The sequence below is a fragment of the Paenarthrobacter sp. R1 genome (assembly GCF_030264015.1).
GTDB classification, from domain to species: Bacteria; Actinomycetota; Actinomycetes; order Actinomycetales; family Micrococcaceae; genus Arthrobacter; species Arthrobacter ureafaciens.
This window is the reverse complement of record NZ_CP127115.1, coordinates 3,697,472-3,720,292: the sequence shown is the minus strand read 5'-3', so window position 1 is coordinate 3,720,292 and position 22,821 is coordinate 3,697,472. Positions and strand designations below refer to the sequence as shown.

At 64.5% G+C, this 22,821-nt stretch carries 23 protein-coding genes; 13 read left to right on the top strand and 10 right to left on the bottom strand.

Annotated elements, in window-relative coordinates; genetic code table 11:
- Nucleotide 1: 1 nt before the first annotated feature.
- On the bottom strand, nucleotides 2-574 hold the full coding sequence (locus tag QN084_RS17935) for a GtrA family protein (protein ID WP_062095725.1): 573 nt from the start codon (nucleotides 572-574) through the stop codon (nucleotides 2-4).
- 237 nt (nucleotides 575-811) lie between these two features.
- Between QN084_RS17935 and QN084_RS17930 the strand changes: the two genes are divergently transcribed.
- The 5 genes from QN084_RS17930 to QN084_RS17910 are packed head-to-tail and all read left to right on the top strand — an operon-like array spanning nucleotide 812 to nucleotide 6,499.
- Nucleotides 812-1,996: a 5-(carboxyamino)imidazole ribonucleotide synthase gene (locus QN084_RS17930; protein ID WP_079941360.1), complete on the top strand. Its 1,185-nt coding sequence runs from the start codon at nucleotides 812-814 to the stop codon at nucleotides 1,994-1,996.
- A complete protein-coding gene (gene purE, locus QN084_RS17925; protein ID WP_069694735.1) occupies nucleotides 1,993-2,556 on the top strand; it encodes a 5-(carboxyamino)imidazole ribonucleotide mutase in 564 nt (187 codons plus the stop codon). Before QN084_RS17930 ends, purE begins: the two co-directional genes overlap by 4 nt.
- 11 nt (nucleotides 2,557-2,567) lie before the next feature.
- On the top strand, nucleotides 2,568-4,238 hold the full coding sequence (locus tag QN084_RS17920) for an LCP family protein (RefSeq protein ID WP_069694734.1): 1,671 nt from the start codon (nucleotides 2,568-2,570) through the stop codon (nucleotides 4,236-4,238).
- A 45-nt stretch (nucleotides 4,239-4,283) separates the two neighbouring features.
- The gene (gene manA / locus QN084_RS17915; RefSeq protein ID WP_069694733.1) at nucleotides 4,284-5,534 is read left to right on the top strand and encodes a mannose-6-phosphate isomerase, class I; all 1,251 of its coding nucleotides are present in this window, start codon (nucleotides 4,284-4,286) and stop codon (nucleotides 5,532-5,534) included.
- Between the two features lie 2 nt (nucleotides 5,535-5,536).
- Nucleotides 5,537-6,499, top strand: coding sequence for a lipid II:glycine glycyltransferase FemX (locus QN084_RS17910; RefSeq protein WP_069694732.1), 963 nt, complete (start codon nucleotides 5,537-5,539; stop codon nucleotides 6,497-6,499).
- 159 nt (nucleotides 6,500-6,658) lie between these two features.
- On the opposite strand, the gene glpX is transcribed toward QN084_RS17910, so the two are convergent.
- Nucleotides 6,659-7,681, bottom strand: a complete 1,023-nt coding sequence (gene glpX / locus QN084_RS17905; RefSeq protein WP_021471493.1) for a class II fructose-bisphosphatase — start codon at nucleotides 7,679-7,681, stop codon at nucleotides 6,659-6,661.
- A gap of 200 nt (nucleotides 7,682-7,881) precedes the next feature.
- Here glpX and QN084_RS17900 point away from each other — a divergent pair, with 200 nt between their 5' ends.
- The 3 genes from QN084_RS17900 to QN084_RS17890 all read left to right on the top strand — a co-directional run bounded on the left by QN084_RS17900 (nucleotide 7,882) and on the right by QN084_RS17890 (nucleotide 10,750).
- Nucleotides 7,882-8,568, top strand: a complete 687-nt coding sequence (locus tag QN084_RS17900; protein WP_228145583.1) for a DUF4245 domain-containing protein — start codon at nucleotides 7,882-7,884, stop codon at nucleotides 8,566-8,568.
- A gap of 52 nt (nucleotides 8,569-8,620) precedes the next feature.
- Nucleotides 8,621-9,235, top strand: coding sequence for a carbonic anhydrase (locus tag QN084_RS17895; RefSeq protein WP_031216233.1), 615 nt, complete (start codon nucleotides 8,621-8,623; stop codon nucleotides 9,233-9,235).
- An 87-nt stretch (nucleotides 9,236-9,322) separates the two neighbouring features.
- Nucleotides 9,323-10,750: a class II fumarate hydratase gene (locus QN084_RS17890; protein ID WP_062095713.1), complete on the top strand. Its 1,428-nt coding sequence runs from the start codon at nucleotides 9,323-9,325 to the stop codon at nucleotides 10,748-10,750.
- Between the two features lie 90 nt (nucleotides 10,751-10,840).
- On the opposite strand, the gene QN084_RS17885 is transcribed toward QN084_RS17890, so the two are convergent.
- Nucleotides 10,841-11,386, bottom strand: a complete 546-nt coding sequence (locus tag QN084_RS17885; RefSeq protein ID WP_062099069.1) for a prepilin peptidase — start codon at nucleotides 11,384-11,386, stop codon at nucleotides 10,841-10,843.
- Between the two features lie 61 nt (nucleotides 11,387-11,447).
- Here QN084_RS17885 and QN084_RS17880 point away from each other — a divergent pair, with 61 nt between their 5' ends.
- Nucleotides 11,448-12,167 (top strand): hypothetical protein, encoded by a 720-nt coding sequence (locus tag QN084_RS17880; protein ID WP_069694731.1) that lies wholly within the window; start codon nucleotides 11,448-11,450, stop codon nucleotides 12,165-12,167.
- Nucleotides 12,168-12,202: 35 nt separating this feature from the next.
- Complete coding sequence (locus QN084_RS17875; RefSeq protein WP_069694730.1) at nucleotides 12,203-12,847, top strand: GNAT family N-acetyltransferase; 645 nt, start codon at nucleotides 12,203-12,205, stop codon at nucleotides 12,845-12,847.
- Nucleotides 12,848-12,956: 109 nt separating this feature from the next.
- Here QN084_RS17875 and phoH2 read toward each other — a convergent pair whose 3' ends face one another.
- Both phoH2 and QN084_RS17865 read right to left on the bottom strand, forming a co-directional pair.
- Nucleotides 12,957-14,546 carry an RNA 5'-3' helicase PhoH2 gene (gene phoH2 / locus QN084_RS17870; RefSeq protein WP_373325312.1) on the bottom strand — a complete coding sequence of 530 codons (1,590 nt, stop codon included), beginning with the start codon at nucleotides 14,544-14,546 and terminating at the stop codon, nucleotides 12,957-12,959.
- A 74-nt stretch (nucleotides 14,547-14,620) separates the two neighbouring features.
- Nucleotides 14,621-15,382: an isoprenyl transferase gene (locus QN084_RS17865; RefSeq protein WP_021471501.1), complete on the bottom strand. Its 762-nt coding sequence runs from the start codon at nucleotides 15,380-15,382 to the stop codon at nucleotides 14,621-14,623.
- Between the two features lie 143 nt (nucleotides 15,383-15,525).
- On the opposite strand from QN084_RS17865, the gene trhA reads away from it, so the two are divergent.
- Nucleotides 15,526-16,215, top strand: coding sequence for a PAQR family membrane homeostasis protein TrhA (trhA, locus tag QN084_RS17860; RefSeq protein ID WP_242703125.1), 690 nt, complete (start codon nucleotides 15,526-15,528; stop codon nucleotides 16,213-16,215).
- On the opposite strand, the gene QN084_RS17855 is transcribed toward trhA, so the two are convergent.
- The 3 genes from QN084_RS17855 to mca all read right to left on the bottom strand — a co-directional run bounded on the left by QN084_RS17855 (nucleotide 16,208) and on the right by mca (nucleotide 19,615).
- Nucleotides 16,208-18,361 carry a thioredoxin domain-containing protein gene (locus QN084_RS17855; RefSeq protein WP_069694729.1) on the bottom strand — a complete coding sequence of 718 codons (2,154 nt, stop codon included), beginning with the start codon at nucleotides 18,359-18,361 and terminating at the stop codon, nucleotides 16,208-16,210. The two genes, trhA and QN084_RS17855, sit on opposite strands and share 8 nt — an antisense overlap.
- On the bottom strand, nucleotides 18,339-18,611 hold the full coding sequence (locus QN084_RS17850; protein ID WP_069694780.1) for a hypothetical protein: 273 nt from the start codon (nucleotides 18,609-18,611) through the stop codon (nucleotides 18,339-18,341). The genes QN084_RS17855 and QN084_RS17850 overlap by 23 nt, the downstream gene beginning before the upstream one ends.
- A gap of 101 nt (nucleotides 18,612-18,712) precedes the next feature.
- Nucleotides 18,713-19,615 (bottom strand): mycothiol conjugate amidase Mca, encoded by a 903-nt coding sequence (gene mca / locus QN084_RS17845; protein ID WP_062095700.1) that lies wholly within the window; start codon nucleotides 19,613-19,615, stop codon nucleotides 18,713-18,715.
- 74 nt (nucleotides 19,616-19,689) lie between these two features.
- Here mca and QN084_RS17840 point away from each other — a divergent pair, with 74 nt between their 5' ends.
- Together QN084_RS17840 and greA are read left to right on the top strand one after the other, a co-directional pair.
- Nucleotides 19,690-20,148 (top strand): DUF4307 domain-containing protein, encoded by a 459-nt coding sequence (locus QN084_RS17840; RefSeq protein ID WP_021471506.1) that lies wholly within the window; start codon nucleotides 19,690-19,692, stop codon nucleotides 20,146-20,148.
- A gap of 152 nt (nucleotides 20,149-20,300) precedes the next feature.
- On the top strand, nucleotides 20,301-20,795 hold the full coding sequence (greA, locus tag QN084_RS17835) for a transcription elongation factor GreA (RefSeq protein ID WP_021471507.1): 495 nt from the start codon (nucleotides 20,301-20,303) through the stop codon (nucleotides 20,793-20,795).
- A gap of 142 nt (nucleotides 20,796-20,937) precedes the next feature.
- Here greA and QN084_RS17830 read toward each other — a convergent pair whose 3' ends face one another.
- Both QN084_RS17830 and ilvA read right to left on the bottom strand, forming a co-directional pair.
- A complete protein-coding gene (locus QN084_RS17830; RefSeq protein WP_069694728.1) occupies nucleotides 20,938-21,573 on the bottom strand; it encodes a rhomboid family intramembrane serine protease in 636 nt (211 codons plus the stop codon).
- 9 nt (nucleotides 21,574-21,582) lie between these two features.
- The gene (gene ilvA, locus QN084_RS17825; protein WP_069694727.1) at nucleotides 21,583-22,821 is read right to left on the bottom strand and encodes a threonine ammonia-lyase; all 1,239 of its coding nucleotides are present in this window, start codon (nucleotides 22,819-22,821) and stop codon (nucleotides 21,583-21,585) included.

Below are 22,821 nucleotides of genomic sequence, written 5' to 3'. Positions count from 1 at the left end.
GTCAACCGTTCTTTATACGGGGAAACTCGCCCGTGGGAGGTCCGGCGTGGCCGGCATCGGCGGTTCCGCTCTGGGCCTTGTGGTGGACCTCGAGGATCTCGTGGTCGTGCGAGAACTCGGGCTCTGCATCGAGTTCTTCGTTGAAGACCCAGAAACGGTAGGCGAAGAACCGGAAGATCGTCCCGAGGATCAAGCCCACTACGCTGCCGGCAATGAACAGTGATGGTTTGTCATTGAGGTTGAGGATGTACTTGGCAACCCACACGCAGCCCGACGCGATGAGGAGCCCGACGAAGTTCATCACGGCAAAGAGAATGGCCTCACGGACGACGTTCGCTTGCTTCCGGTGACGGAAGGTCCAGAACCTGTTGGCAATCCAGGAAAAAATACTCGCAACGATCGTCGCGATCGCCTTGGCCCAGACCTCGCTGCCGTGCATGGGACCCGAAAAGAGCCAAATGAAAACGGCAGAGTCAATGACGAAAGCTACACCTCCAACGGCGCCGAACTTGGCTACTTCGCGCCAGAAGAGCGAGGCAAGTCCGCGGATGCGATCTGCAAGTGTGGTGATCATGACCCTCCATGGCCGTTGAAAATTAGGGCCGGTGGGCCTCATCCATTTTAGCGCCGATTTTTTCGCGTTGCCTTGGAGCAGCCTGTGCAGACGCTGTTTGACGGTACTTCCCGGGTCCTCCGCGGCCGTTGAAACACAGGTGGCTAGGCTCCTGAACACAGGCGGCTACGCTCCTGCGCACAGTTGACTACGCTGGGGAATCCGTGATCGAGCCGCTGGTTCGGTAGGCTGAACCTTGTGACTTTTCCTGTTATTGGCGTTGTTGGCGGAGGCCAACTCGCACGCATGATGGCCCCGCCCGCTACTGCACTGGGCTTTGAACTCCGCGTACTGGCCGAAGGTGAGGACGTTTCAGCGGTAGCCGCCGTGGCCACAGCGCCTGTTGGCGATTACAAGGACCTGGACACCCTCCTTGAGTTTGCCAAGGGCGTGGATGTCCTGACCTTTGATCACGAACACGTGCCCACGGACCACTTGCACGCCCTGCTTGACGCCGGTGTGAACGTCCAACCCGGGCCGGAGTCACTGGTGAACGCCCAGGACAAACTGGTGATGCGTGCCGCGATCGACCGCCTCGGACTTCCCAACCCCGAGTGGGCTGCCGTGAACACGGTGGAGGAGCTGGTGGCGTTCGGAGACAAGATCGGCTGGCCGGTGGTCCTGAAGACACCCCGCGGCGGTTACGACGGTAAGGGCGTGCGCATCGTCGACTCCCCCGAAGATGCCGCAGACACCGCCAGCTGGTTCCAGGCCATGAGTCCCCTCCTTGCCGAAGCCAAAGTGGACTTCAGCCGCGAGCTCTCCGCCCTGGTTGCGCGGACACCCAGCGGCGAGGCCCGTGCGTGGCCTGTGGTGCACACCATCCAAGTGGACGGAGTGTGCGATGAAGTCATTGCCCCCGCCCAGAACATCTCAGTGGAAGTAGCTGCCGCAGCCGAGGATGCTGCCCTGCGCATCGCCACCGAGCTTGGCGTCACGGGCGTCATGGCGGCTGAACTCTTTGAAACCCCGGGCGTCGGCGCCGGCTTCCTCATCAACGAGCTCGCCATGCGCCCGCACAACACCGGCCACTGGACCCAGGACGGTTCCATCACGAGCCAATTCGAACAGCACTTGCGAGCGGTCCTGGACCTTCCGCTGGGTGCCACGGACGCCCTGGCACCCGTGGCCGTCATGAAGAACTTCCTGGGCGGGGAAAACCAGGATCTTTTTGCTGCCTTCCCCCTGGCCCTGGCCTTTGAACCGGCTGCCAAGGTGCACTGCTACGGCAAGTCCGTGCGCCCCGGCCGCAAGATCGGCCACGTCAACCTGTTGGGCACAACCGCCTCCGACGTGGATTCCGTCCGTTCCCGCGCAACGGCAGTCGCAAACACCATCCGGGACGGCCGCGTCCCGTCGGAATCCTCTGAGGAGAACGCATGACAAACCCCACCGTCGCTCCCTTGGTAGGCCTCGTGATGGGTTCGGATTCGGACTGGCCGGTCATGGAGGCCGCGGCCGATGCTTTGGCGGAGTTCGGCATTCCGTTCGAGGCAGACGTCGTTTCCGCCCACCGGATGCCCACGGAGATGATCCGGTACGGCCAGACCGCCCATGAGCGCGGACTTCGCGTCATCATCGCCGGCGCCGGCGGAGCGGCACACCTGCCGGGCATGCTGGCCTCCGTCACGCCCCTTCCCGTGATTGGTGTTCCCGTTCCCTTGAAGACCCTGGATGGCATGGACTCGTTGTTGTCCATCGTCCAGATGCCTGCCGGCGTTCCGGTGGCCACCGTCTCGATCGCCGGTGCCCGGAACGCAGGCTTGCTGGCCGTCCGGATGCTGGCATCAGGAACTGACGACCTCGCTGTCCGCCTCCGCGACGACCTCCTCACCTTCGCCCGGGAGCTGAACGATACCGCCACCAAGAAGGGCGAAAACCTGCGGCAGAAAGTCAGCGAGGTCTTCGCTTCCGCAAACACTTCCGAGGGGAGCACCCGCTAGGAAGGCCGCGGATGACCACCATGAACCAGAACACCCGTCAGCCAGGCGGAGCCCTGACTGATCCCGTCAGATATCCGTCCGGGGCCAGCGCCCCGGTGCGGACCAAACGCGCGTTCGTGCTGGTCCTCCTCACCTTGTTCGTCCCCGGCAGCGCCCAGATCGTAGCCGGCGACCGGAAACTCGGCCGCCTTGCCCTGCGCGTAACCCTCGCAGTCTGGGCGGTAGCGATCCTGGCTTTACTGATCGCCGCCCTGAACCGCAGCCTCCTGCTGGGCATAGTGACGCACCCCGTCGGCTCCCTTGTGATCATCGTGGTGCTCATTGCCTTGGCCCTTGGCTGGGCCTTCCTGTTCCTCAACACCCTCCGGATCATCCGTCCGGTTTTGCTGGCCCCGGGCATGCGGCCCATCATCGCCGTCGTGCTGGTCGCTGCCACTGTCCTGGGGAGCGGTTCACTCGGCTACCTCGCCTACGTCCTGAATGTCAGCAGGAACGCGATCAGCAGCATCTTCAATGCCGGGCCCGCCATTGACCCGGTGGACGGACGCTACAACTTCCTCATGATGGGCGGCGACGCCGGAGATGACCGCACCGGCCGCCGTCCGGACAGCCTCTCCGTCATCAGCGTGGACGCCAGGACCGGCGAAAGCGCCATCATCTCGGTGCCCCGAAACCTCCAGAACGCGCAGTTCAGCGAAGATTCGCCGATGCGCAAGATCTACCCCGACGGGTACAACTGCGGCGACGAGTGCCTCATCAACGCCGTCAACACGGAAGTCACCAACAACTACCAGGACCTGTACCCCGGTGTGGCAGACCCCGGGGCCCAAGCCACCCTTGAGGCTGTGTCCGGAACACTTGGCATCACGGTCCAGGCCTATGTCCTGGTGGACATGGACGGTTTCGCAAAATTGATCGATGCCATGGGCGGCATCCGCATCAAGGCCGGCGGCTGGGTTCCCATCAGCGGTCCCGTCACCGACGAAGCCAACGGAATCCACGGCATGCCTGACGGTTGGATCCCGGCCGGCGACCAGCACCTGGATGGCTTCCACGCCCTGTGGTACGGACGGTCCCGCGAGTTCGTGGACGACTACGCCCGCATCGCCCGCCAGCAGTGCGTGCAGCAGGCCATGCTGAAGCAGTTGGATCCGGCAACCCTGCTGACGAAGTTCGAGGACATCGCCAACGCAGGAACCAAGGTGGTGGATTCGAACATCTCGTCCTCCCAGCTGGGCAGCTTCGTCGACCTCGCTTTGAAATCGAAGAACCAGCCGGTCAAGCGCCTCACCATCGGCCCGCCGGACTTCGACGCCTCCTTCTCCACGGTGCCCGATTTCGACCTGATCCACTCAAGGGTCCAGCAACTGCTGACGCCTTCCAACGGACCCAAGGCCAACGACTCCATGGTGTCCAACACCGTGCAGGGAGCGGGCCCAATAGCCGCCTCCGGTCCGTTTCAACCGCAGCTCTCCCTCCAACAGCAGGCAGCCGTCCAGCCAGTGGCACTCAAGCCTGCCGGCCAGCAGCCTTCGCCGTCGTCGCCGGACTTCACTCCGGTCACTACCACCCCTGACGGCACCCCGATCACCGAGGAACTGCTCAACGGCCTCAAAGCGCAGGGCGACGAACAGGGTATCCGTAACCTCGTGGCCACCAATGGCCAGTGCGCCCCGCTCTAACCGCCCCTTTTCATCCCATTCCGAGCAACATAAGGACTTCTTTCCGTGTATCAGATTGAGAATGTTTTGCGGCCCTACGTGTGGGGTTCGACGACGGCGATCGCGGACTTGCTGGGGCGGCCCGCTTCGGGCGGTCCGGAAGCGGAGCTTTGGATCGGGGCCCATCCGGATTCGCCGTCCACCGCCATCCACCCCAACGGCGTGACGCAGTCCCTGGATGAATTGATCGCCTCGAACCCGCTGCACCATCTTGGCGCAGAGAGCCTGGCGGAGTTCGGCCCCCGGCTGCCCTTCCTGACCAAGGTCCTCGCAGCTGAGCAGCCGCTGTCCCTGCAGGTACACCCGAGCCTGGAACAGGCGCGCGAGGGTTTCGCGCGGGAGAATGCTACGGGGTTGCCCGCCGATGCCGCCGAGCGGAACTACCGCGATGACAACCACAAGCCGGAGATGATCTTCGCACTGACGCCGTTCCGGGCCCTGTGCGGTTTCCGGTCCGCCGCAGCCGCGAAGAGCATCTTCGTACACCTTGCGACGATCCTGGATTCGGCAGCCATGGATGTCCCGGACACCATTACGGGCGTCATCGCCGATCTTGGCCAGCCTGACGAGTCCGCAGCGCTCCGGGCCGCTTTTACCCGGCTGATTGAAGGTGGACGCACGGTTTCCGGAGCCGTGGTCGCCGTGGAATCCGTGCTCCGCGCAGGTGCGCCGCGGGAACCGCACCAGGAAGCGCTGACCACCCTGCTGGACATCAACGACGCCTTCCCCGGCGATCCCGGCGTCCTCATTTCGCTGCTGCTGAACCTTGTGTCCTTGGAGCCGGGGCAGGCAATCTACCTCCCTGCCGGGAACATCCACGCCTACATCCGGGGCTTGGGCATTGAGGTCATGGCGTCCTCGGACAACGTGCTCCGCGGCGGGCTCACGCCAAAGCATGTGGATGTGGCCGAACTGCTCAAGACCGTCCGCTTCGAGTCTTTGGGCGTGCCCAGGGTGTTGGCCGAGGGCACGGAATTCGGGCAGGAACTGTACCGTCCGCCTTTCAAGGAATTCCAGCTCCAACGGATCGAACTGGGTCCGGACGCAGCCCCGGTGCCGTTGGCACAAACCGGTCCGGCCGTCGTCGTGGTTGTTGCCGGAGCAGTGGTCCTCGACTCCCCCAAGAGCGATCTCCGCGTGCAGCGCGGTGGCGCCGCGTTCATCCCGGAGATTGAGAACCCGGTCAACGTACACCCTGTCCAGGGTGCCACGGGGACCAGCGTGGCCTTCGCCGTGACCACCGGACTGGGGAAATAAGCATGGACCATTTCCTGCAGACGCCCGCGTGGGCCGATGTCCAGCGTGCCCTCGGCCGCCGGGTCCATGAGAAATCGGGACCAGGCTGGAGCTTCCTCGCGATCGAGGAAAAAAACCCCGCCGGCAAGGTTCTCTACTCCCCCTACGGACCCGTGGCGGATTCCGTGGAAGCGTTCGACGCCGCCACGGCGGCTCTGGTGGCCCTGGCCAAGGAGGTCCATGCTGTCTTCGTGCGCATGGAGCCCGTCGCGGCAGGATTCACAGCGTCCGACGCCGGACCCCTCCTGCGAGCCCGCGGGCTGCGGCCGGCGCCGGTCAACCAGCAGCCGGAGCTGAGCTGGGTGGTTGACCTTGAAGGGGACTTCAAGGATGTGCTGGCCGGGATGAAGCCGACCAACCGCAACCTCTACCGCAACATCCACAAGAAGGGTGTGACGTTCCGGACGTCGCAGGACCCCGCCGACATTTCCGTCCTGCTGCACTTCCTGCACCTCACCGCGGCCCGGAACGGATTCAAGCCGCAGAGTGACGGATACCTGACCACCGTTGCGCAGTCGCTGCTTCCCTCCGGCGCGGGCACGTTGTTCATCGCCGAGCTTGAGGGCGAGCCGATCGCGGCGGCCTTCGCCTACGACTCCGCCGATACCCGCGTCTATGCCCATGCAGCCCTGGACGACGCCCACCGGAAGCTCAGCGCGGGCATCCCCTTGCTGGTCAACCTCATGGCCGATGCCAAGGAGAAGGGCCTCAAGCACGTGGACCTGTGGGGCGTGGCCCCGGAAGGCGAACCGGACCACAAGTGGGCGGGCTTCACGGCCTTCAAGAAGTCCTTCGGCGGACGCGGGGTGTCCTACCCCGGCACCTGGGACCTCCCGGTCAACAAAGCCCGCTACGGCGCCTACCAACTGGCCCGGAAACTCCGCGACACAGCAAAAACCCTCCGCAACAAACTCCCCCGCCCCTAATCACCCCAAGACGCGCCAAGGGTTAACCGCGGCACCAAACGCACCGGGATAGCGAAAGGCGCCCCATCGCGTCAGCGGCATCAAATCGACGAGGAACGAGGAGATAGCCGCAGAGCGGTGGGGCGCCTTTCGCGCCCAGGGCGCGATGAGCCGGGGGTACTAAGCCTTGCGCGCGTACGTCTCCCACTTGGACGCCAGGTGCTCTGCGTCCACGAAGCGCACGGTTCCGGACTTGGAGCGCATGACGATCGACTGGGTGACCACGCGGTCCTTGGTGTAGCGGACGCCGCGCAGGAGGTCGCCGTCGGTGATGCCCGTTGCTGCGAAGTAGCAGTTGTCCGAGGTGACGAGGTCGTTGGTGGACAGCACGCGGTCGAGGTCGTGGCCGGCGTCGATGGCCTTCTGCTTCTCGTCATCGGAGGTGGGCCAGAGACGGCCCTGGATCACGCCGCCCAAGGACTTGATGGCGCAGGCTGCAACGATGCCTTCGGGGGTGCCGCCGATGCCCATGAGGGCGTCGACGCCGGTGCCGGTACGGGCGGCGGCAATGGCGCCGGCTACGTCGCCGTCCATGATGAACTTGGTGCGCGCACCTGCTTCGCGGATTTCCTCCACGAGCGGGCGGTGGCGGTCGCGGTCAAGGATCATGACGTTGAGCTGGTTGACCTTGACGCCCTTTGCCTTGGCAATGAGGTGCAGGTTCTGCTTGACCGGGAGGCGGAGGTCCACCATGTCGGCGGCTTCGGGGCCCGTGACGAGCTTCTCCATGTAGAAGACGGCCGAGGGGTCGAACATTGATCCGCGCTCGGCAACCGCCAGGACTGCAAGGGCGTTGTTGATGCCAAGGGCGGTCAGGCGGGTTCCGTCGATGGGGTCGACGGCGACGTCGCATTCGGGGCCGGTGCCGTCGCCAACCTGCTCACCGTTGAACAGCATGGGGGCTTCGTCTTTTTCGCCTTCACCAATCACCACGACGCCGTTGAAGTGGACGGTGTGAAGGAACGAACGCATGGCATCCACGGCGGCGCCGTCTGCCTTGTTCTTGTCGCCGAAACCAACCCAGTGGCCACCGGCAATAGCCGCGGCCTCGGTGACACGGACGAGTTCCAGCGCGAGGTTGCGGTCGGGTTCGTCGGTGCCGACGGCGAGCGACGGCGAAATCGTGGAATACTGCTGGGTCATTGGTGCAGGAGACACTTGAACCTCTTCTTCGAGTGACGATTCACGGGGCCGGACACGGTTGCACTGGGGCTAACCCGGGGTCCCTACCAACGATCATAGTCGCCGGAGCGGCTTGGAGCCTCTGGATGACCACCGCCCGCAATACCCGCGGTGAGGTTCCCGGTTGTGTGTTAGGTGCGGCGATAAGGGACTATGGAAGGGTGAGTGAAACGCAGGACAAGCCCGTCGCCGGCAATGGCCAGACCGCCCCGGAGCCCCATTCGACCAACGCCCCGGACGCCTCGGAAGCCCCGTACAAACCCGTCATTGCGGCGAAGGCGGCAAAACGCGCCAATGCTTCGGTCATCGGCATGGTTATTGCCCTGGTCCTCTGCGTCCTCGCATTCCTTCCTGTGGTCTTGATGAATCCGGCCCCCAAGGGCGAGAACTTCCGGCCCGCCGTCGACGTCCCTGCGATCGCCCGGAACGCTGCGGATGTGGCCGGATTCACACCCGTAACTCCGGATACTGGTGACACATTCCGGCCCAACTACGCCCGTTGGGAAAGCGGCACGGGTACAGGCGTCCCCACGTGGGAAGTCGGCTACCTGACGCCGAAGGAAGCATTCATCGGCCTGACCCAGACGCGGGAAGCGAACCCCACCTGGGTCCTCCAGCAGACCGGCAACCTGCCCGTGACGGGTACCCGGAACGCCGGCGGACAGGACTGGGAGCTTCGCGATTCCGGCAAGGAAAAGCGCAGCATGACCCTCGAGTACAAAGGCACCACCATCATCCTCAGCGGCACAGCGAACCTTGAGGAATTCGCGGCCCTGGCTGCCGCCGTCGTGAAGTCCGCAGACGAGGCTCCTGAGGCCGGTGCGCCGGCCACGACTCCGGCTCCCTGACGCCGGACGCAACACTTCGTGACCTAAGGGTCGCGCGCCGTAAAGTAATAAGGTGCCTACTTATTTGACTCCAGCCCTTGCCTGGCGCCGGCTTCGCGAGGGTAATGAACGCTTTGTTTCCGGCGAATCCCGCCACCCCAACCAGGATGCGGCCCGTCGTTCGTCGCTTCTTGAGGGCCAGAATCCTTTCGCGGTCATCTTTGGCTGCGCGGATTCGCGCCTCGCGGCAGAGATCATCTTCGACCTCGGACTGGGCGACGCCTTCGTGGTGCGGACAGCAGGCCAGGTGATCGATGACGCGGTTCTGGGCTCGCTGGAGTACAGCATCAGCGAACTCAAAGTTCCGCTGATCGCCATCCTGGGCCACGACAGCTGCGGGGCAGTCACCGCCACCAAGGGCGCCGTGGAAACCGGTGAAATGCCCCCGGGCTTCATCAGGGACCTCGTCGAACGCATTACCCCGTCGGTGCTCACGGCCAAGCGCAATGGCCAGGAAGAGGTCAACGACATGGTGGTGGAGCACGTCAAGCAGACCGCGCAGCGGCTTGCGGACAGCTCCCGTGTGATTTCCGACGCCATTGAAGAAGGCCGCGTAGCCGTCATCGGCCTTTCCTACAAGCTCGGCGAGGGCCAGGCGGCCCTTGTTTCCGCGATCGGCGACGTTTAAGGGCTCGTGCCCCGGCCTTCCAGCCGGGGCACGTAGCACTGACCTCCTGGTTTTCGATGGAGCCTGAAGTCGCCCTAAGCTAGCCCCATGACTTCCACCACTGAGTTCCGTATTGAACATGACACCATGGGCGAAGTTCGCGTCCCCGTGAACGCCCTGTACCGCGCCCAGACGCAGCGCGCCGTGGAGAACTTCCCGATTTCCGGCAAGACCCTGGAACGTGCGCACATTGAGGCCCTTGCCCGCGTCAAGAAGGCTGCTGCACTCGCGAACGCCGAACTGGGGGTGCTCGATGGCGAGCTCGCCGAGGCTATCGCGGCTGCAGCCGATGAGGTTGCCACCGGCAAGTACGACGGCGACTTCCCGATTGATGTTTTCCAGACCGGTTCGGGCACGTCGTCCAACATGAACACCAACGAGGTCATCGCCGAACTCGCTTCTCGTGCTCTCTCCGCTGCCGGCAGCGACAAGGTGGTCCACCCCAACGACCACGTCAACGCTTCCCAGTCCTCCAACGACGTCTTCCCGACCTCCGTGCACGTTGCCGCCACCTCCGCCCTGATGAACGACCTGATCCCGGCGTTGGAGTACCTGGCAGCATCGCTTGAGCGCAAAGCCGCTGAATTCCAGGACGTCGTCAAGTCCGGCCGTACGCACCTCATGGACGCCACCCCGGTCACGCTCGGCCAGGAGTTCGGCGGCTACGCAGCCCAGGTCCGCTACGGCATTGAGCGCATCAACGCCGCACTCCCCCGCGTTGCCGAGGTTCCCCTGGGCGGCACGGCCGTGGGCACCGGCATCAACACTCCGGCAGGCTTCCCGGAACGCGTCATTGAACTCCTCGCAGCCGACACGGGCCTGCCCCTCACCGAGGCCCGCGACCACTTCGAAGCCCAGGCCAACCGCGACGGCCTCATCGAGGGCTCCAGCCAGCTGCGCAACATTGCGATCTCCTTCATGAAGATCAACAATGACCTCCGCTGGATGGGATCCGGCCCCAACACCGGCCTCGGCGAAATCGCGATTCCGGACCTGCAGCCGGGCTCCTCGATCATGCCGGGCAAGGTCAACCCGGTGATCTGCGAGGCGTCCATCATGGTGTGCGCCCAGGTCATCGGCAACGACACCGCCATTGCATGGTCCGGCACCAACGGCGCTTTCGAGCTCAACGTCGGCATCCCCGTCATGGCCGCCAACCTGCTTGAGTCCATCCGCTTGCTGGCCAACACCAGCCGCGTCATGGCCGACAAGATGATCGACGGCATCACCGCCAACGTCGAACGCGCACGCTTCCTGGCCGAGGCCTCCCCCTCGATCGTGACCCCGCTGAACAAGTACATCGGTTACGAGAACGCCGCGAAGATCGCCAAGCTCGCCGTCAAGGACGGCTTGACCGTCCGCCAGGCCACGGAACAGCTTGGCTTCGTGGGTGAGGGCGAAGGCAAGGTCTCCGAGGAGGACCTGGACAAGGCCCTGGATGTCACCACCATGACCGCCCCGGCGCACAAGGCATAGTCCCCGCCGCCTCCGGCGAGGCATGAGTACGACGACGGCCGGTTGCCTTCCCGCACGGGAGGTGGCCGGCCGTCGTCGTTCTGTGTGGGATCAAGCCGGCAAAACCACCATGGCGGCGGCCGCGCCGGCCAGCATGAACGGACCGAACGGAATAGCGGAGCCAAGATTGGCCCGGCGCGCCACCAGGACTACCAATCCCCACAGTCCGCCCAGGAGGAACGCCGCGAACGTGCCCGCGAAGACGTGCCCCCATCCCAGGTACCCCAGGTACAGGCCGAGCACCCCTGCCAGCTTGACGTCCCCGAACCCCATGCCCGGCGGGTAGACGGTGCGCAGCAGGAAGTAGAACAGCCACAGAGCCGCACCTCCGGCAAGGACATTGAGGCCCGGCACGCCGAAGAGGGGTGCGCCGAGGTCCCTGTCCGCACCCCCTATGGCGGCGACTACCGCAGCGCCCGGAAGCAGAACCCCTGCCACTCCGTAGGAGGGAAAGACGATGCGGTTGGGCAAAAGGTGGCTTCGGATATCGATCACGGTCAGCCGCGCTGCCATGACCAGGAAGAACAGGCATGCCAGCAGCACCAGCCAGAATCCAAAAGGGCTGGCGGTCCAGAGCTCGGCAAGTCGTCGAATCACCATCGGATGCTACCGCGGATTGGGCCCGGGACCGGATTGCACCACTGGGTACACTGTGGATATGGGGTTCCGGAACCTGTGCCGCTCTTCACCGTGGAGATGGACAAGCCTGCGTTTCGAATACCTCGAACTGCCGGGAACGGGCGCTGCCATGGTCCGTGCCTGGTTGAGGCGTCCGGGGGCACTGAGGCTGGAGAGCCCCGACGGCAAGCTGCTCTACAGCACCACCGGCATCAACGACTCCAAGGATGAGTTCTACGTCAGCTCCACACGCCGTTCATGGCTCCTGCCTCCGCATCTGGTGACCCCTGTCTATGACGGCGCCGGCCTGGTGCAGCGGCGGCCGGAAGCGGCCTACGGTGAACCGTCGTTCGGCAACGGCAGGCTGGCGGCGGCGCTGGACCCCGTGGAGTTGGCGGGCAATGCCCCCGTGCCCTTGGAGTTTCCCGAGTCCAACCCGGTCTCCTTTCCGGAGCCGCGCGAGGTGGACCATGAGGGCCGCCCGGCTTTGGAGGCCATTGTCACCCGCGGCCGGACATACCGCCCCTTGGACCCGGACCAGCCTTTGGCGCATCCGGGCCGCACGCTCATCCTCATCGATATCCAGACGGGCGTTTGCGTCGCGAGCCGGTCGCTCGACGGCGATTCGGCAGGAAAAGGTCATTGGCTCAAGATCCTGGGCGTTGACGAGTACATGCTGGACGACCTTTTCCTGGCCGAGTCCATGAACCTCACTGACGTCCGCCGGCACATCCCTTGGGACATCGGCCCCGCAGCCTGACCACGCCGAACGCGAAGCTTGGCTAGACTACGGCGATGACCTGGTTGGCAGACATCTGGCCCCCTTTCGCCCTCACATTGGCCACACCGCGGCTGACTTTGCGGCCAATTCTCGACGCCGACATCCCGGCTGCCGTCGCGGCTGCCCGTTCCGGCGTCCACCAGCCGGGCAAGAGCCCGTTCAGCACCCCGTGGGCGGAGCTACCGGAGGACGAGCTGGCACCGAACATGGCCCAGTGGTACTGGCGCTGCCGCGCCGGCTTCACCCGCGAATCATGGACGCTCCTGCTGGGCGTTTGGCAGGACGGTGAATTCCTTGGCGTCCAGGACCTTGGGGCCAGGAACCTCGCCGTCCTCAAAACGGTCAGCACCGGGTCCTGGCTCAAGCAAGCGGCTCAGGGCCGCGGCATCGGCAAGGAGATGCGCGCCGCCGTCGTGAGCTTCGCGTTCGATTACCTGGGCGCCGACGTCGCCGAATCCGAAGCTGCCGCCTGGAACAAACAGTCCCTGGGCGTCTCCACCAGTCTCGGCTACGAACCCAACGGTCTCTTCCGGGACTCCTGGGGCACCGAGGTAGAGGAAGTCCAAAGGGTCCGCCTCACCCCACCCACCTTCAAACGCCCCGACTGGCCCCTCAAAGTCCAAGGCCACGAAGGGCTGAAAACCTACCTGGGTCTCTGACGGCGAGGCGAAGGCCAGGCATCCGGCAGCGTGCGTCAAAAGCGAGGTACGAGCTAGCACGCAGAGGATGTCTGGCCTTCGCCATCATGGGGTCACAGCGTCGATGGGGTTAGATTTCTGCCCCTTCGAGCAAGTCCGTTACGAGCGCCGCGATCGGTGAACGCTCGGAGCGGGTGAGGGTGATGTGGCCGAACAGCGGATGGCCCTTGAACGTTTCGACGACGGCGGCCACACCGTCGTGCCTGCCGACGCGGAGGTTGTCGCGCTGGGCAACGTCGTGCGTGAGGACAATCTTGGAGTTCTGCCCTATGCGGCTCATGACCGTCAGGAGCACGTTCTTCTCCAAGGACTGGGCCTCATCAACGATCACGAAGGCGTCGTGCAGCGAGCGGCCACGGATGTGCGTGAGGGGAAGTACCTCGAGCATCCCGCGGTCCATGACTTCTTCGACGACCTCTTCGCTGACCAAGGCGCCGAGGGTGTCGAACACGGCCTGGGCCCACGGGTTCATCTTTTCCGACTCGGAGCCCGGGAGGTAGCCCAGCTCCTGGCCGCCCACCGCGTAGAGCGGGCGGAAGACGACGACTTTGCGGTGCTCACGGCGTTCCAGGACTGCTTCCAGGCCGGCACACAGTGCCAAAGCCGACTTGCCCGTGCCGGCGCGTCCGCCGATCGACACGATGCCGACGGAGGGGTCCATGAGGAGGTCGATGGCCAGCCGCTGTTCGGCGGAGCGGCCGTGCAATCCGAAGACGTCGCGATCGCCCTTGACGAGCCGCACCTGCTTGTCGTGGCCAACCCTGCCGAGGGCCGAGCCACGGTTGGAGAGGAGCACCAGCCCGGTGTTGACGGGCAATTCCGCGGCCGCCGGGATGAAGACGGGTTCGTGGCCGTAGAGGGTGCTGATCTCCTGCTCGTTGGCCTCGATCTCGGCCATGCCGGTCCAGCCTGAGTCCTTGACCAGTTCGTTGCGGTACTCGTCAGCCTGGAGGCCCATGGCTGATGCCTTGACCCGCATCGGCAGGTCTTTGGAAACGACTGTGACGTTGCGTCCTTCATTGGCCAGGTTCTTGGCCACGGCCAGGATCCGGCTGTCGTTGTCGCCGCCGCGGAAACCCGCGGGGAGCACGTCCGGGGAGATGTGGTTCAGTTCGACGCGCAGCATCCCGCCCTCCGAGCCTATGGGGATGGCGTGGTCCAGGCCGCCGTGCTCGATCCGGAGGTCATCGAGGAGCCTCAATGCCTTGCGGGCAAAGTACCCCAGCTCGGGATCGTGGCGTTTGCCTTCCAACTCGCTGATGACCACGATCGGAACGATCACCTCGTGCTCGGCGAAGCGCAGCAGGGCGTGCGGATCGGAGAGAAGCACGGAAGTGTCGATGACGTAGCTGTGGCCCGTGGGTGACGCGGCGCTTATTGTCCCTTTGGTGGCGCGCTTGGCGCGGGAGGTAGCTGCACTTTCCCCGTCGGAAACCATTGCGGGCAGTTGCTCTGAAATAGCCACATCGACTCCAGCCCCGGGCGTTTGCCCGGCCTTATGGTGAAAGCGGCTCGGCCGGAAGGCCGGGCATGGCCTCCCCTGTAACTGGTGCGATGTTCCGCTCCATCTACTGGCCTCCCCGATCAGCGGGCGGTTTTGCCTGCTGATGGGAATAACGTAATCCCGCCCACAATCATTTCCGTGGTCCTCCCCCGGCAAGTCGCGGGTCGGGAGGATGAATTTTTCGTAAACCGGATGTCCCGGCTACCGAGGACCAGGCCTGCAGTGTGGTGCTAGGAACCGAAACGCCGCTGGCGGCCTGCGTAATCGCGGAGGGCGCGCAGGAAGTCGACCTTGCGGAAGGCGGGCCACAGGGCTTCACAGAAGTAGAACTCGCTGTAGGCGCTCTGCCACATCAGGAAGCCGGAGAGCCTCTGTTCGCCCGAGGTCCGGATGACCAGGTCCGGGTCCGGCTGGCCACGGGTGTAAAGGAAGCGGGAGATGTCGTCCACCGACAGCTCGTCCGCCACGTCGGCCATGTTCCGGCCCTTGGCGACGGCGTCGTGCAAAAGTTCGCGGACGGCGTCGACGATTTCGCGGCGGCCCCCGTAGCCCACAGCGACATTGACGTGGATCTTCTCGTGGACAGGCGTCCTGGCTGTCAGCTTGTTGAGGCGTTCAGCGAGGTAATCGGGCAGGAGCTCCGGTGCGCCCATGGCATGGACGGAGATGTCGGCGTTTTCATCCAGCCGGTCCATGGTGTTGGCGATGATGCCCATCAGGAGGTCGAGTTCCTCCCCCGAGCGGTTCATGTTGTCCGTGGACAGCATGTAGAGGGTGACTACCTTGACTCCGAGTTCCTGGCACCAGCCAAGGAACTCGTGGATTTTGTCCGCGCCCGCTTGGTGGCCCTGGCTTGTTGGGGCGTTGAACTGCCTGGCCCACCTGCGGTTGCCGTCGACCATGACGCCTATGTGACGCGGAATTCTTTCATGGTCCAGGGATTTGAGGAGGCGGCGCTCATAGAAGCCATAGAGGAAACCGGGCAGTTCCACCGGACTCTCACCTGACTTCCTTGCTGTTTTCGATCAACCGCCTGTTTCGATCAACCGCCTGTTTTCGATCAACCGCGCACAGTCAAGGCTACCTGCCCGGACAGCCCGGCCAGTGCAGGCAGCACTCCGGAGTGAAGCCATGGATGTGTTACCGGCCAGTAACTTACCGAAGCGTAAGTTATGCTGGAAAGATGGTCGAACTGCTCAATGACAAGCCGCTGTGGCGCGGTTGGATCCACGCCGTAGCCACGCCTTTTGCCTTGGCCGCGGGAATCGTTTTGGTGGTACTGGCCCCTACCGTGGACCGCAAAATCACCTCCGGGATCTACGCCCTGACGGGGGTCCTCCTGTTTGGCGTGAGCGCGGTCTACCACCGCGGCAACTGGGCCCCGACTGCCAGGATGGTCCTCAAAAGGCTGGACCACACCAACATCATGCTGGTGATTGCCGGCAGCTACACGCCGCTCGCCTGGTCCCTGCTGGAACGCTCCCAAGCCGTAACGCTCCTATGGATTATTTGGTCCGCCGCCATCGCAGGCGTCCTCTTCCGGGTCATCTGGACCCATGCCCCGAGGTGGCTTTACGTCCCTGTCTACATTGCACTCGGCTGCGGGGCCTTGTTCTACCTTCCGCAGTTCTTCACGGCCAACGCCGCAGCAGCGATTCTGATTTGCGTGGGCGGGGCCTTCTACATCGCCGGAGCAGTGTTCTACGGCCTCAAGAAGCCCAATTTCAGCGCCACCCACTTCGGTTTCCACGAGCTGTTCCACGCCTTCACGGTGTTTGGCTTCGCCTCCCACTTCATCGCGATCATGATTGCCGTGCTCAGCTAGTCATCGCCGCCAGCCGGACTTCCACCTCAGCCGCCGTTTGCAGGGGGCGCTCACACACCATGTCCCGGCAGAGATACACCCGGGGAGAGCCGTCTGCAGCCCCTGAACGGTGCTGCAACAAAGGCACCTCGACGCCGGCAGCCGGGGACCCGCCGTCGTCATCGGACTGCAGCGCCACCACCATGCCCGGGCTTGGCGAGCCCAGCAGCGAGGCGTGCAGTTCTGCCCGTGCCGGCGAAGCGGGACCAACGACGGCGGCTTCCACCGGCCCGGCAAGTGCGGCTTGCGCCGTGGCCAGGAGCCACCCTGCCACGCGGGGTGCACGAACGGCCAGCGGTGGGAGCAACCCGAGGATGTTGCCTGCCATCAGCCGGTGGGCATGGGAGCCGGAGTACGCCGCGTAGCTCAGCAGCGCCCCTGCAAAGGCCGAAGCTCCGCTTGGGGCGGCGTTGTCGAACGGATCCAAGGACGTTTGCTGCCCTTGGGCGTTGAATACCTGGGCGGACTCCCCTGCCGAATCAGCCAGCTTCCCGTCCTCCACAAAGTGGTCTGCCGCTGCCAGCACCAGGCTTTCGGCGAGCGCGTACCACCGCGTCCTGCCCGTGACTGCGTAGAGGGCGAAGAGTCCCTCGGCGCAGAAGGCGTAGTCCTCCAGCAAGCCTCCGATTCCCCGGGCCACGGATTCATGCGAGACCCTGGTGAGGAGCCGGTCCGGAGCGTTCCAGTGCACGCGCTCCAGATACGTGGCGATGTTTTCTGCCGCGTCCACGTAGTCCGTCCTGCCCATCACAGCACCGGCTTCCGCCAGGGCCGCTACCGCCAAGCCATTCCAGCCTGCCACCACCTTGTTGTCGCGGGCGGGCTGATTCCGCTGATTCCGCGCTGCCAGGAGTGCCGGCCGGACGCGTTCCCACAAGGCCTGCTCCACTTCGCCGAACGCGCGTCCGGGATGCAGCGGCGAACCCAAACCGGACACCGTGCCCTCAGGGGACACGTTCATCAGGGCACCTACTGCGGCTGCATCCCCGGGGCCCAGGACCCCACTCAAGGTCTCCGGCGTCCACAGGTACGCCGCGCCCTCGTGGTGCACGCCGTCAACCACCGTGTCGGCGTCCAACGACGACGCCAGCGCGCCACCTTCCAGTGCCAGGGAGTCGAGCATCCAGTCGGCGCAGCCGGTGGCAACCTCAGCGGCCTCCGCAGCGCCGATAACCGGGTTCCCGCCCAGTCGCACCCAGTGGGTGTACACGCGCAGGAGCTGGGCGTTGTCGTACAGCATCTTTTCAAAGTGCGGCACGGACCAGTCCGCCGCCACCGAGTACCGGGCAAAACCGCCGTCGAGCTGGTCCCGCAGGGCGGACCGCGCCATGGCGGCCAAGGCCCGGCCGGCCATGTCGCGGGCGGCTTCGGCGGTATCCGAGGGCACCGCGGCATGGCGGATCAGGAATTCAAGGACGGCCGACGGCGGGAATTTGGGGGCGGTGCCGAACCCGCCGGCGTCGGGGTCTTCCGACCTCGCCAACGCGCCGACAGCCTCGGACAGCAGCCCGGCGTCGAGCGTTTCGGGCGGGCCGTCCAGCCTCACGGCAGCACTCAGCTGGGCGCTGCCCATACTGGCGGCGAGCCCCCTGGCGTTCTGCTCGACGGCATCGCGACGCTCCACCCAGGCTTCATGGACGGCCTCCAGGACGTTCCTGAAGGAGGGCCTGCCCGGCAGCGGCACGGGCGGGAAGTATGTGCCGGCATGGAAGGCCAAACCATCCGGGGTGAGGAAGACCGACATCGGCCAGCCGCCCTCCCCGCTGATTGCCTGGGTGGCGGCCATGTACACCGAATCGACGTCGGGACGCTCTTCGCGGTCCACCTTGACCGGGACGAAGTGCGCGTTCAGGTAGTCGGCAGTGTCCTGGTCTTCGAACGACTCGTGGGCCATGACATGGCACCAGTGGCAGGCCGCATATCCGATGGAAAGGAAGACGGGAACATCCCGGGAGGCGGCCAAGGCGAAGGCTTCGTCACCAAAGGGACGCCAAAACACCGGATTGCCGGCATGCTGGCGCAGATAGGCAGAGGGTTCGGAGCCCAGCGCGTTGGATGCGCCGGGCCATGGTGCTTCCGGGCGGTCAGCGTGACCCGGGAGCGCCATTGCCGTTCTCGTCGCTCGAAAGTCCTGCCTCCGCGGCCAAGCGGGCCTCTTCCACCTGTGCCCGGTAACGCACGCGGCGGATCCGGCGGACCATGTCCACGATCAGGAAGGTGGTGAGGATGACGATGAATGCCGTGAGGACGAAACCCCACGTTCCCGGCGTCACCTGGTCCTCGGACAGGCCCGGGCGCAGCGTGCCGGTGGGATCGGGCGACGGGCTGACGGTCAGGGCGAGGAGCAAGTGGTGCACGTTCAAACCTTCTATGGGAGTTGATGCATACCGGTCCGGGCGGAACTGGAAGCCTGGGGGCGTCCGGGCAACTTCTACAAACGATAGAAAGCCGGCTCTCCCTATCTTATCCCCGCGAAGAGATCCTTTTCCGGCAGTTCCGATTCCACCTTTGACTGGATGAGCGTGTAGTCCTCCCACGGCCACACCGTGCGTTGGAAGTCCGAAGACACCGCGAAGAAGAAACCCACGGGGTCGATCTGGGTCTTGTGGGCCTTCAGTGCCTCATCCCGCTTCCCGAAGAAGTCCCCGCAGTCGATCTGGGTGGTGGTCTGATGGGCCGCGGCCGGCGGAGTGTGGCCTTCGGCGTCGGCTTCCAACCACGCTGCGAGCCTTTCCGCGTACGGCGACTGCAGGCCGGCCTCTTCCAAAGCGAAGTGCAGGGCGCGGAAACGCTCGGGGCTGAAAGCGCGATCGTAGTACAGCTTGCTTGGCTGCCACGGTTCGCCGATGCCCGGATACCTGGCGGGGTCGCCTGCTGCTTCGAAGGCCTCAACTGCGACCTTGTGGGCCATGATGTGGTCCGGGTGGGGGTACCCGCCGTTCTCGTCGTAGCTGATGATCACGTGCGGCTTGAAGTCCCGGACCAACCGGACCAATGGCGCAGTGGCCCGCTCCAGCGGCTGCAACGCGAAGCATCCCGGCGGAAGCGCGGGAAGCGGATCGCCCTCCGGCAGCCCGGAGTCGACAAAACCGAGCCACCGTTGGCGGATGCCCAGGACGGCGGCCGCGTTGGCCATTTCCAGCCGGCGCGCCCCTGCCATATCCCGCTTGGGATGCGGAGCGTCCTCCATGGCGGGGTTCTGGATATCACCGCGTGAGCCGTCCGTGCACGTGGCTACCATGACCTCGACGCCGTTGGCGGCATACATTGCCATGGTCGCCGCACCTTTGCTGGACTCATCGTCCGGGTGTGCGTGGACGGCGAGCAACCGAAGCTGCTCCGAAGTGCTGGACGCGGTCACGGGACGGCTCCTCTTCCATGGTGTTGCGATGCAGGCTGTGCCGGCGGTGCCGGGATCGGCACTAAACTGGATGGGTGACTTCTGAGGATCCATCGGCCACCGAATTTCCGGCAAGCAACAGCCTAGCCAATCGCTACGGCGGTCAAAAGCGCGGCCTGAGCCGGAAGGCCAAGCGAAACATCGTCATTGGCGCCCTGGTTGTGGGCATCGGCTTCGCCGCCTACGTTGCCACCGGATCCGCCACTGCCCCTGTGACGTTCAAGGACATCGGCTACAGCACTGTGGACGGGACGCAGGCCGAGGTGGACTACCAGGTCAGCAAGTCCCCTTCAGCAACCGCCAAGTGTGCCATTAAGGCCATGGATTCCAAGTTTGCCGTGGTGGGTTGGAAGGTCGTGGAAATTGGTCCCAACAATCCGGAGCAGGACGCGGACGGCGGGCGGACCACTGCCCAGCGGACGGTCCTGGCCACGGAGTCCCCGGCAGTTTCCGGCGTAGTGGATAACTGCTGGATCGTGGATAGCGGTAAATAACAAAAATGTGACCCGCGACGCAACCAGTTTGGGTTCATCCAAAGGATTTACTACAATGGATGAAACCTTCAACCCCGTTAAGTTGGTTACTGAGTTTCACGAGTGGCCACCTCGGCGGGGTCTTTGCTTTGTCAGATCAAAAGGAGAAATCCGTGTCTACCACCAACAGCGCCACAGCAGCTTGGCTTACCCAGGAAGCTTTCGACCGCTTGAAGGCTGAGCTGGACCACCTTTCCGGCGCTGGCCGGGCGGAAATCGTCCAGAAGATCGAAGCCGCACGCCAGGAAGGCGACCTTAAGGAAAACGGCGGCTACCACGCAGCCAAGGAAGAGCAGGGCAAGATCGAAGCCCGCATCCGCCAGCTCACGGTGCTCCTGCGCGACGCCCAGGTCGGCGAGGCTCCCGCAGACGACGGAATCGTCGAGCCCGGCATGCTGGTTGTCGCCAAGATCGCCGGTGACGAAGAGCGGTTCCTGCTCGGTTCCCGCGAAATCGCCGGCGACTCCGATATTGACGTCTTCAGCGAGAAGTCCCCGCTGGGCGCCGCCATCATCGGCCACAAGGAAGGCGACAAGCTCAGCTACACCGCCCCCAACGGCAAGGAAATCACGGTGGAGATCGTTTCCGCCAAGCCGTACTCGGCCTAAAGTACCAAACGCTTAAAGCACGACGCCGGCCCTTCCCCTTTGCGTGGGAGGGCCGGCGTTTTGCGTCCCCGACTCCCCCAACCAGGTCGCATTAGTGCGCGTTTTCAGCCTTCAAAACGCGCACAGCTGCGACTCAGTTGGGTCAGACGGGGAAGCGGGAGCTGCTTGGAGTGTCCCGGGGCTTGGGGCGAAGGAGGATGGCAGCAACGACGCCGCCGATCGCGCCGCCAAGGTGGGCCTGCCAGGAGATGAAACCCATGACAGTGGGCAACACTCCGAAGAGGATGCCGCCGTACGCCATGAACAGCACAACGGACAGCAGGATCTGCCACCAGTTGCGGTTGAAGAACCCGCGGACCAACAAGAACGCGAACAGGCCGAACACCAGGCCGGAGGCGCCCACTGTGACGCTTCCCCCGCCAATCAGCCACACGGTCAGGCCCGAACCCAGCCAGCTGAACGCCAAGGCAGTGATAAAAACACGCAGGCCGGCCAGGAACACCAGGAACCCGAAGATCAGCAAGGGCAGGGTGTTGGACAACAGATGGTTCAGGTTGGCGTGCAGCAAAGGAAACGTCAGGATGTCCAGGACGCCGTCAAAGGTGCGGGACCGCAGGCCGAAAGTGCGGTTCAGTCCATGCAGCATCAGGGTGTTCACGAACTCGATGGCGTAGAGCAGTGCCACGAAGCCGCCCATGAACAGCAGGCCGCCCCTGGCCCTGGCCGCCAGCGACTCCCGGGTCTCTGCACTGGAGCCGTCAGGTCTTCCAAGCACCATGGCGCCCCCTTAATGCACCACGATCGGCTGGAAGCCCTCGGCCCGTAGCGCGCCAAGGACCTGTTCGCCGTGTTCGTGTCCCTTGGTTTCCAGGTTGATGGTGATGGACACATCGCCCATGCTGATCGAGCCGCCCAGGCGGGTGTGGTCCAGCCCGGTGACGTTGGCGTCGTTTTCGGCGATGATCCGGGCGATGGTGGCCAGCGAGCCCGGACGGTCGTCAAGCATCATCCGGACAGTCATGAACCTTCCGGCCGCGGACAAGCCGCGCTGGATGACTTTCAGCATCAGCATGGGATCGATGTTGCCGCCGGAAAGTACGACGGCGGTGTTCCCCGGGTTCTCGATCTTGCCGTCCAGCAGTGCGGCTACGCCCACGGCACCGGCCGGTTCCACAACCATCTTGGCGCGTTCTAGCAGGAAGATCAGTGCCCGGGCCAGGGAGTCCTCGCTGACCGTCACTACATCGTCCACCAGCTCGCGGATGATGCTGAACGGCAACTGTCCCGGCCGTCCCACGGCAATGCCGTCCGCCATGGTGGAAACCTTCTTCAGCGGCACCAAGGCATCGGCGGCCAGGGACGGCGGATAGGCGGCAGCGTTCTCCGCCTGCACGCCGATGACGCGGATTTCCCGGCCGAGCTCCTTGGCCTTCGCCTTGATGGCCACGGCCACGCCGGCCAGCAGTCCGCCACCGCCGACGCCCATGAGGACAGTGTCAACGTTGGGGATCTGCTCCAGGATCTCCAGGCCGATGGTGCCCTGTCCCGCTACGACGTCCACGTTGTCGAAGGGATGGACGAAGACCGCTCCGGTCTCGATGGCGTAGCGTTCGGCTTCGGCGAGTGCCTCGTCCACGTTGTGGCCGTGCAGCACCACCTCTGCGCCGTGGCTTCGCGTGGCGGCCAGCTTGGGCAGTGCCACGCCCAACGGCATGTAGATCCGGGCTTTGATTCCAAGGCTTTTCGCAGCAACCGCTACGCCTTGGGCATGGTTACCGGCCGAGGCTGCAACCACACCGCGCTTTTTCTCTTCCTCGGACAAACGTGCCATCCGGACATAGGCGCCGCGGACCTTGAACGATCCTGCGCGCTGGAGGTTTTCACACTTGAAGAAGACGTTCCCGCCCACGAGGCTTCCCAAGGCACGGGACGACTCCACGGGAGTCTTGGTAATAATGCCCTCGAGCAGCTCCTGCGCCTTAAGGACATCGTCCAGGGTGACGGGCAGGGTTTCGAGGGTATTCAC

Excerpts from the sequence above, each read along its gene's own strand:
- QN084_RS17935 (WP_062095725.1), bottom strand. The coding sequence starts at position 574 with ATGATCACCACACTTGCAGATCGCATCCGCGGACTTGCCTCGCTCTTC.
- purE (WP_069694735.1), top strand. The coding sequence starts at position 1,993 with ATGACAAACCCCACCGTCGCTCCCTTGGTAGGCCTCGTGATGGGTTCG.
- QN084_RS17920 (WP_069694734.1), top strand. The coding sequence starts at position 2,568 with ATGACCACCATGAACCAGAACACCCGTCAGCCAGGCGGAGCCCTGACT.
- QN084_RS17910 (WP_069694732.1), top strand. The coding sequence starts at position 5,537 with ATGGACCATTTCCTGCAGACGCCCGCGTGGGCCGATGTCCAGCGTGCC.
- glpX (WP_021471493.1), bottom strand. The coding sequence starts at position 7,681 with ATGACCCAGCAGTATTCCACGATTTCGCCGTCGCTCGCCGTCGGCACC.
- QN084_RS17890 (WP_062095713.1), top strand. The coding sequence starts at position 9,323 with ATGACTTCCACCACTGAGTTCCGTATTGAACATGACACCATGGGCGAA.
- QN084_RS17880 (WP_069694731.1), top strand. The coding sequence starts at position 11,448 with ATGGGGTTCCGGAACCTGTGCCGCTCTTCACCGTGGAGATGGACAAGC.
- QN084_RS17875 (WP_069694730.1), top strand. The coding sequence starts at position 12,203 with ATGACCTGGTTGGCAGACATCTGGCCCCCTTTCGCCCTCACATTGGCC.
- trhA (WP_242703125.1), top strand. The coding sequence starts at position 15,526 with ATGTGTTACCGGCCAGTAACTTACCGAAGCGTAAGTTATGCTGGAAAG.
- QN084_RS17855 (WP_069694729.1), bottom strand. The coding sequence starts at position 18,361 with ATGGCGCTCCCGGGTCACGCTGACCGCCCGGAAGCACCATGGCCCGGC.
- QN084_RS17830 (WP_069694728.1), bottom strand. The coding sequence starts at position 21,573 with ATGGTGCTTGGAAGACCTGACGGCTCCAGTGCAGAGACCCGGGAGTCG.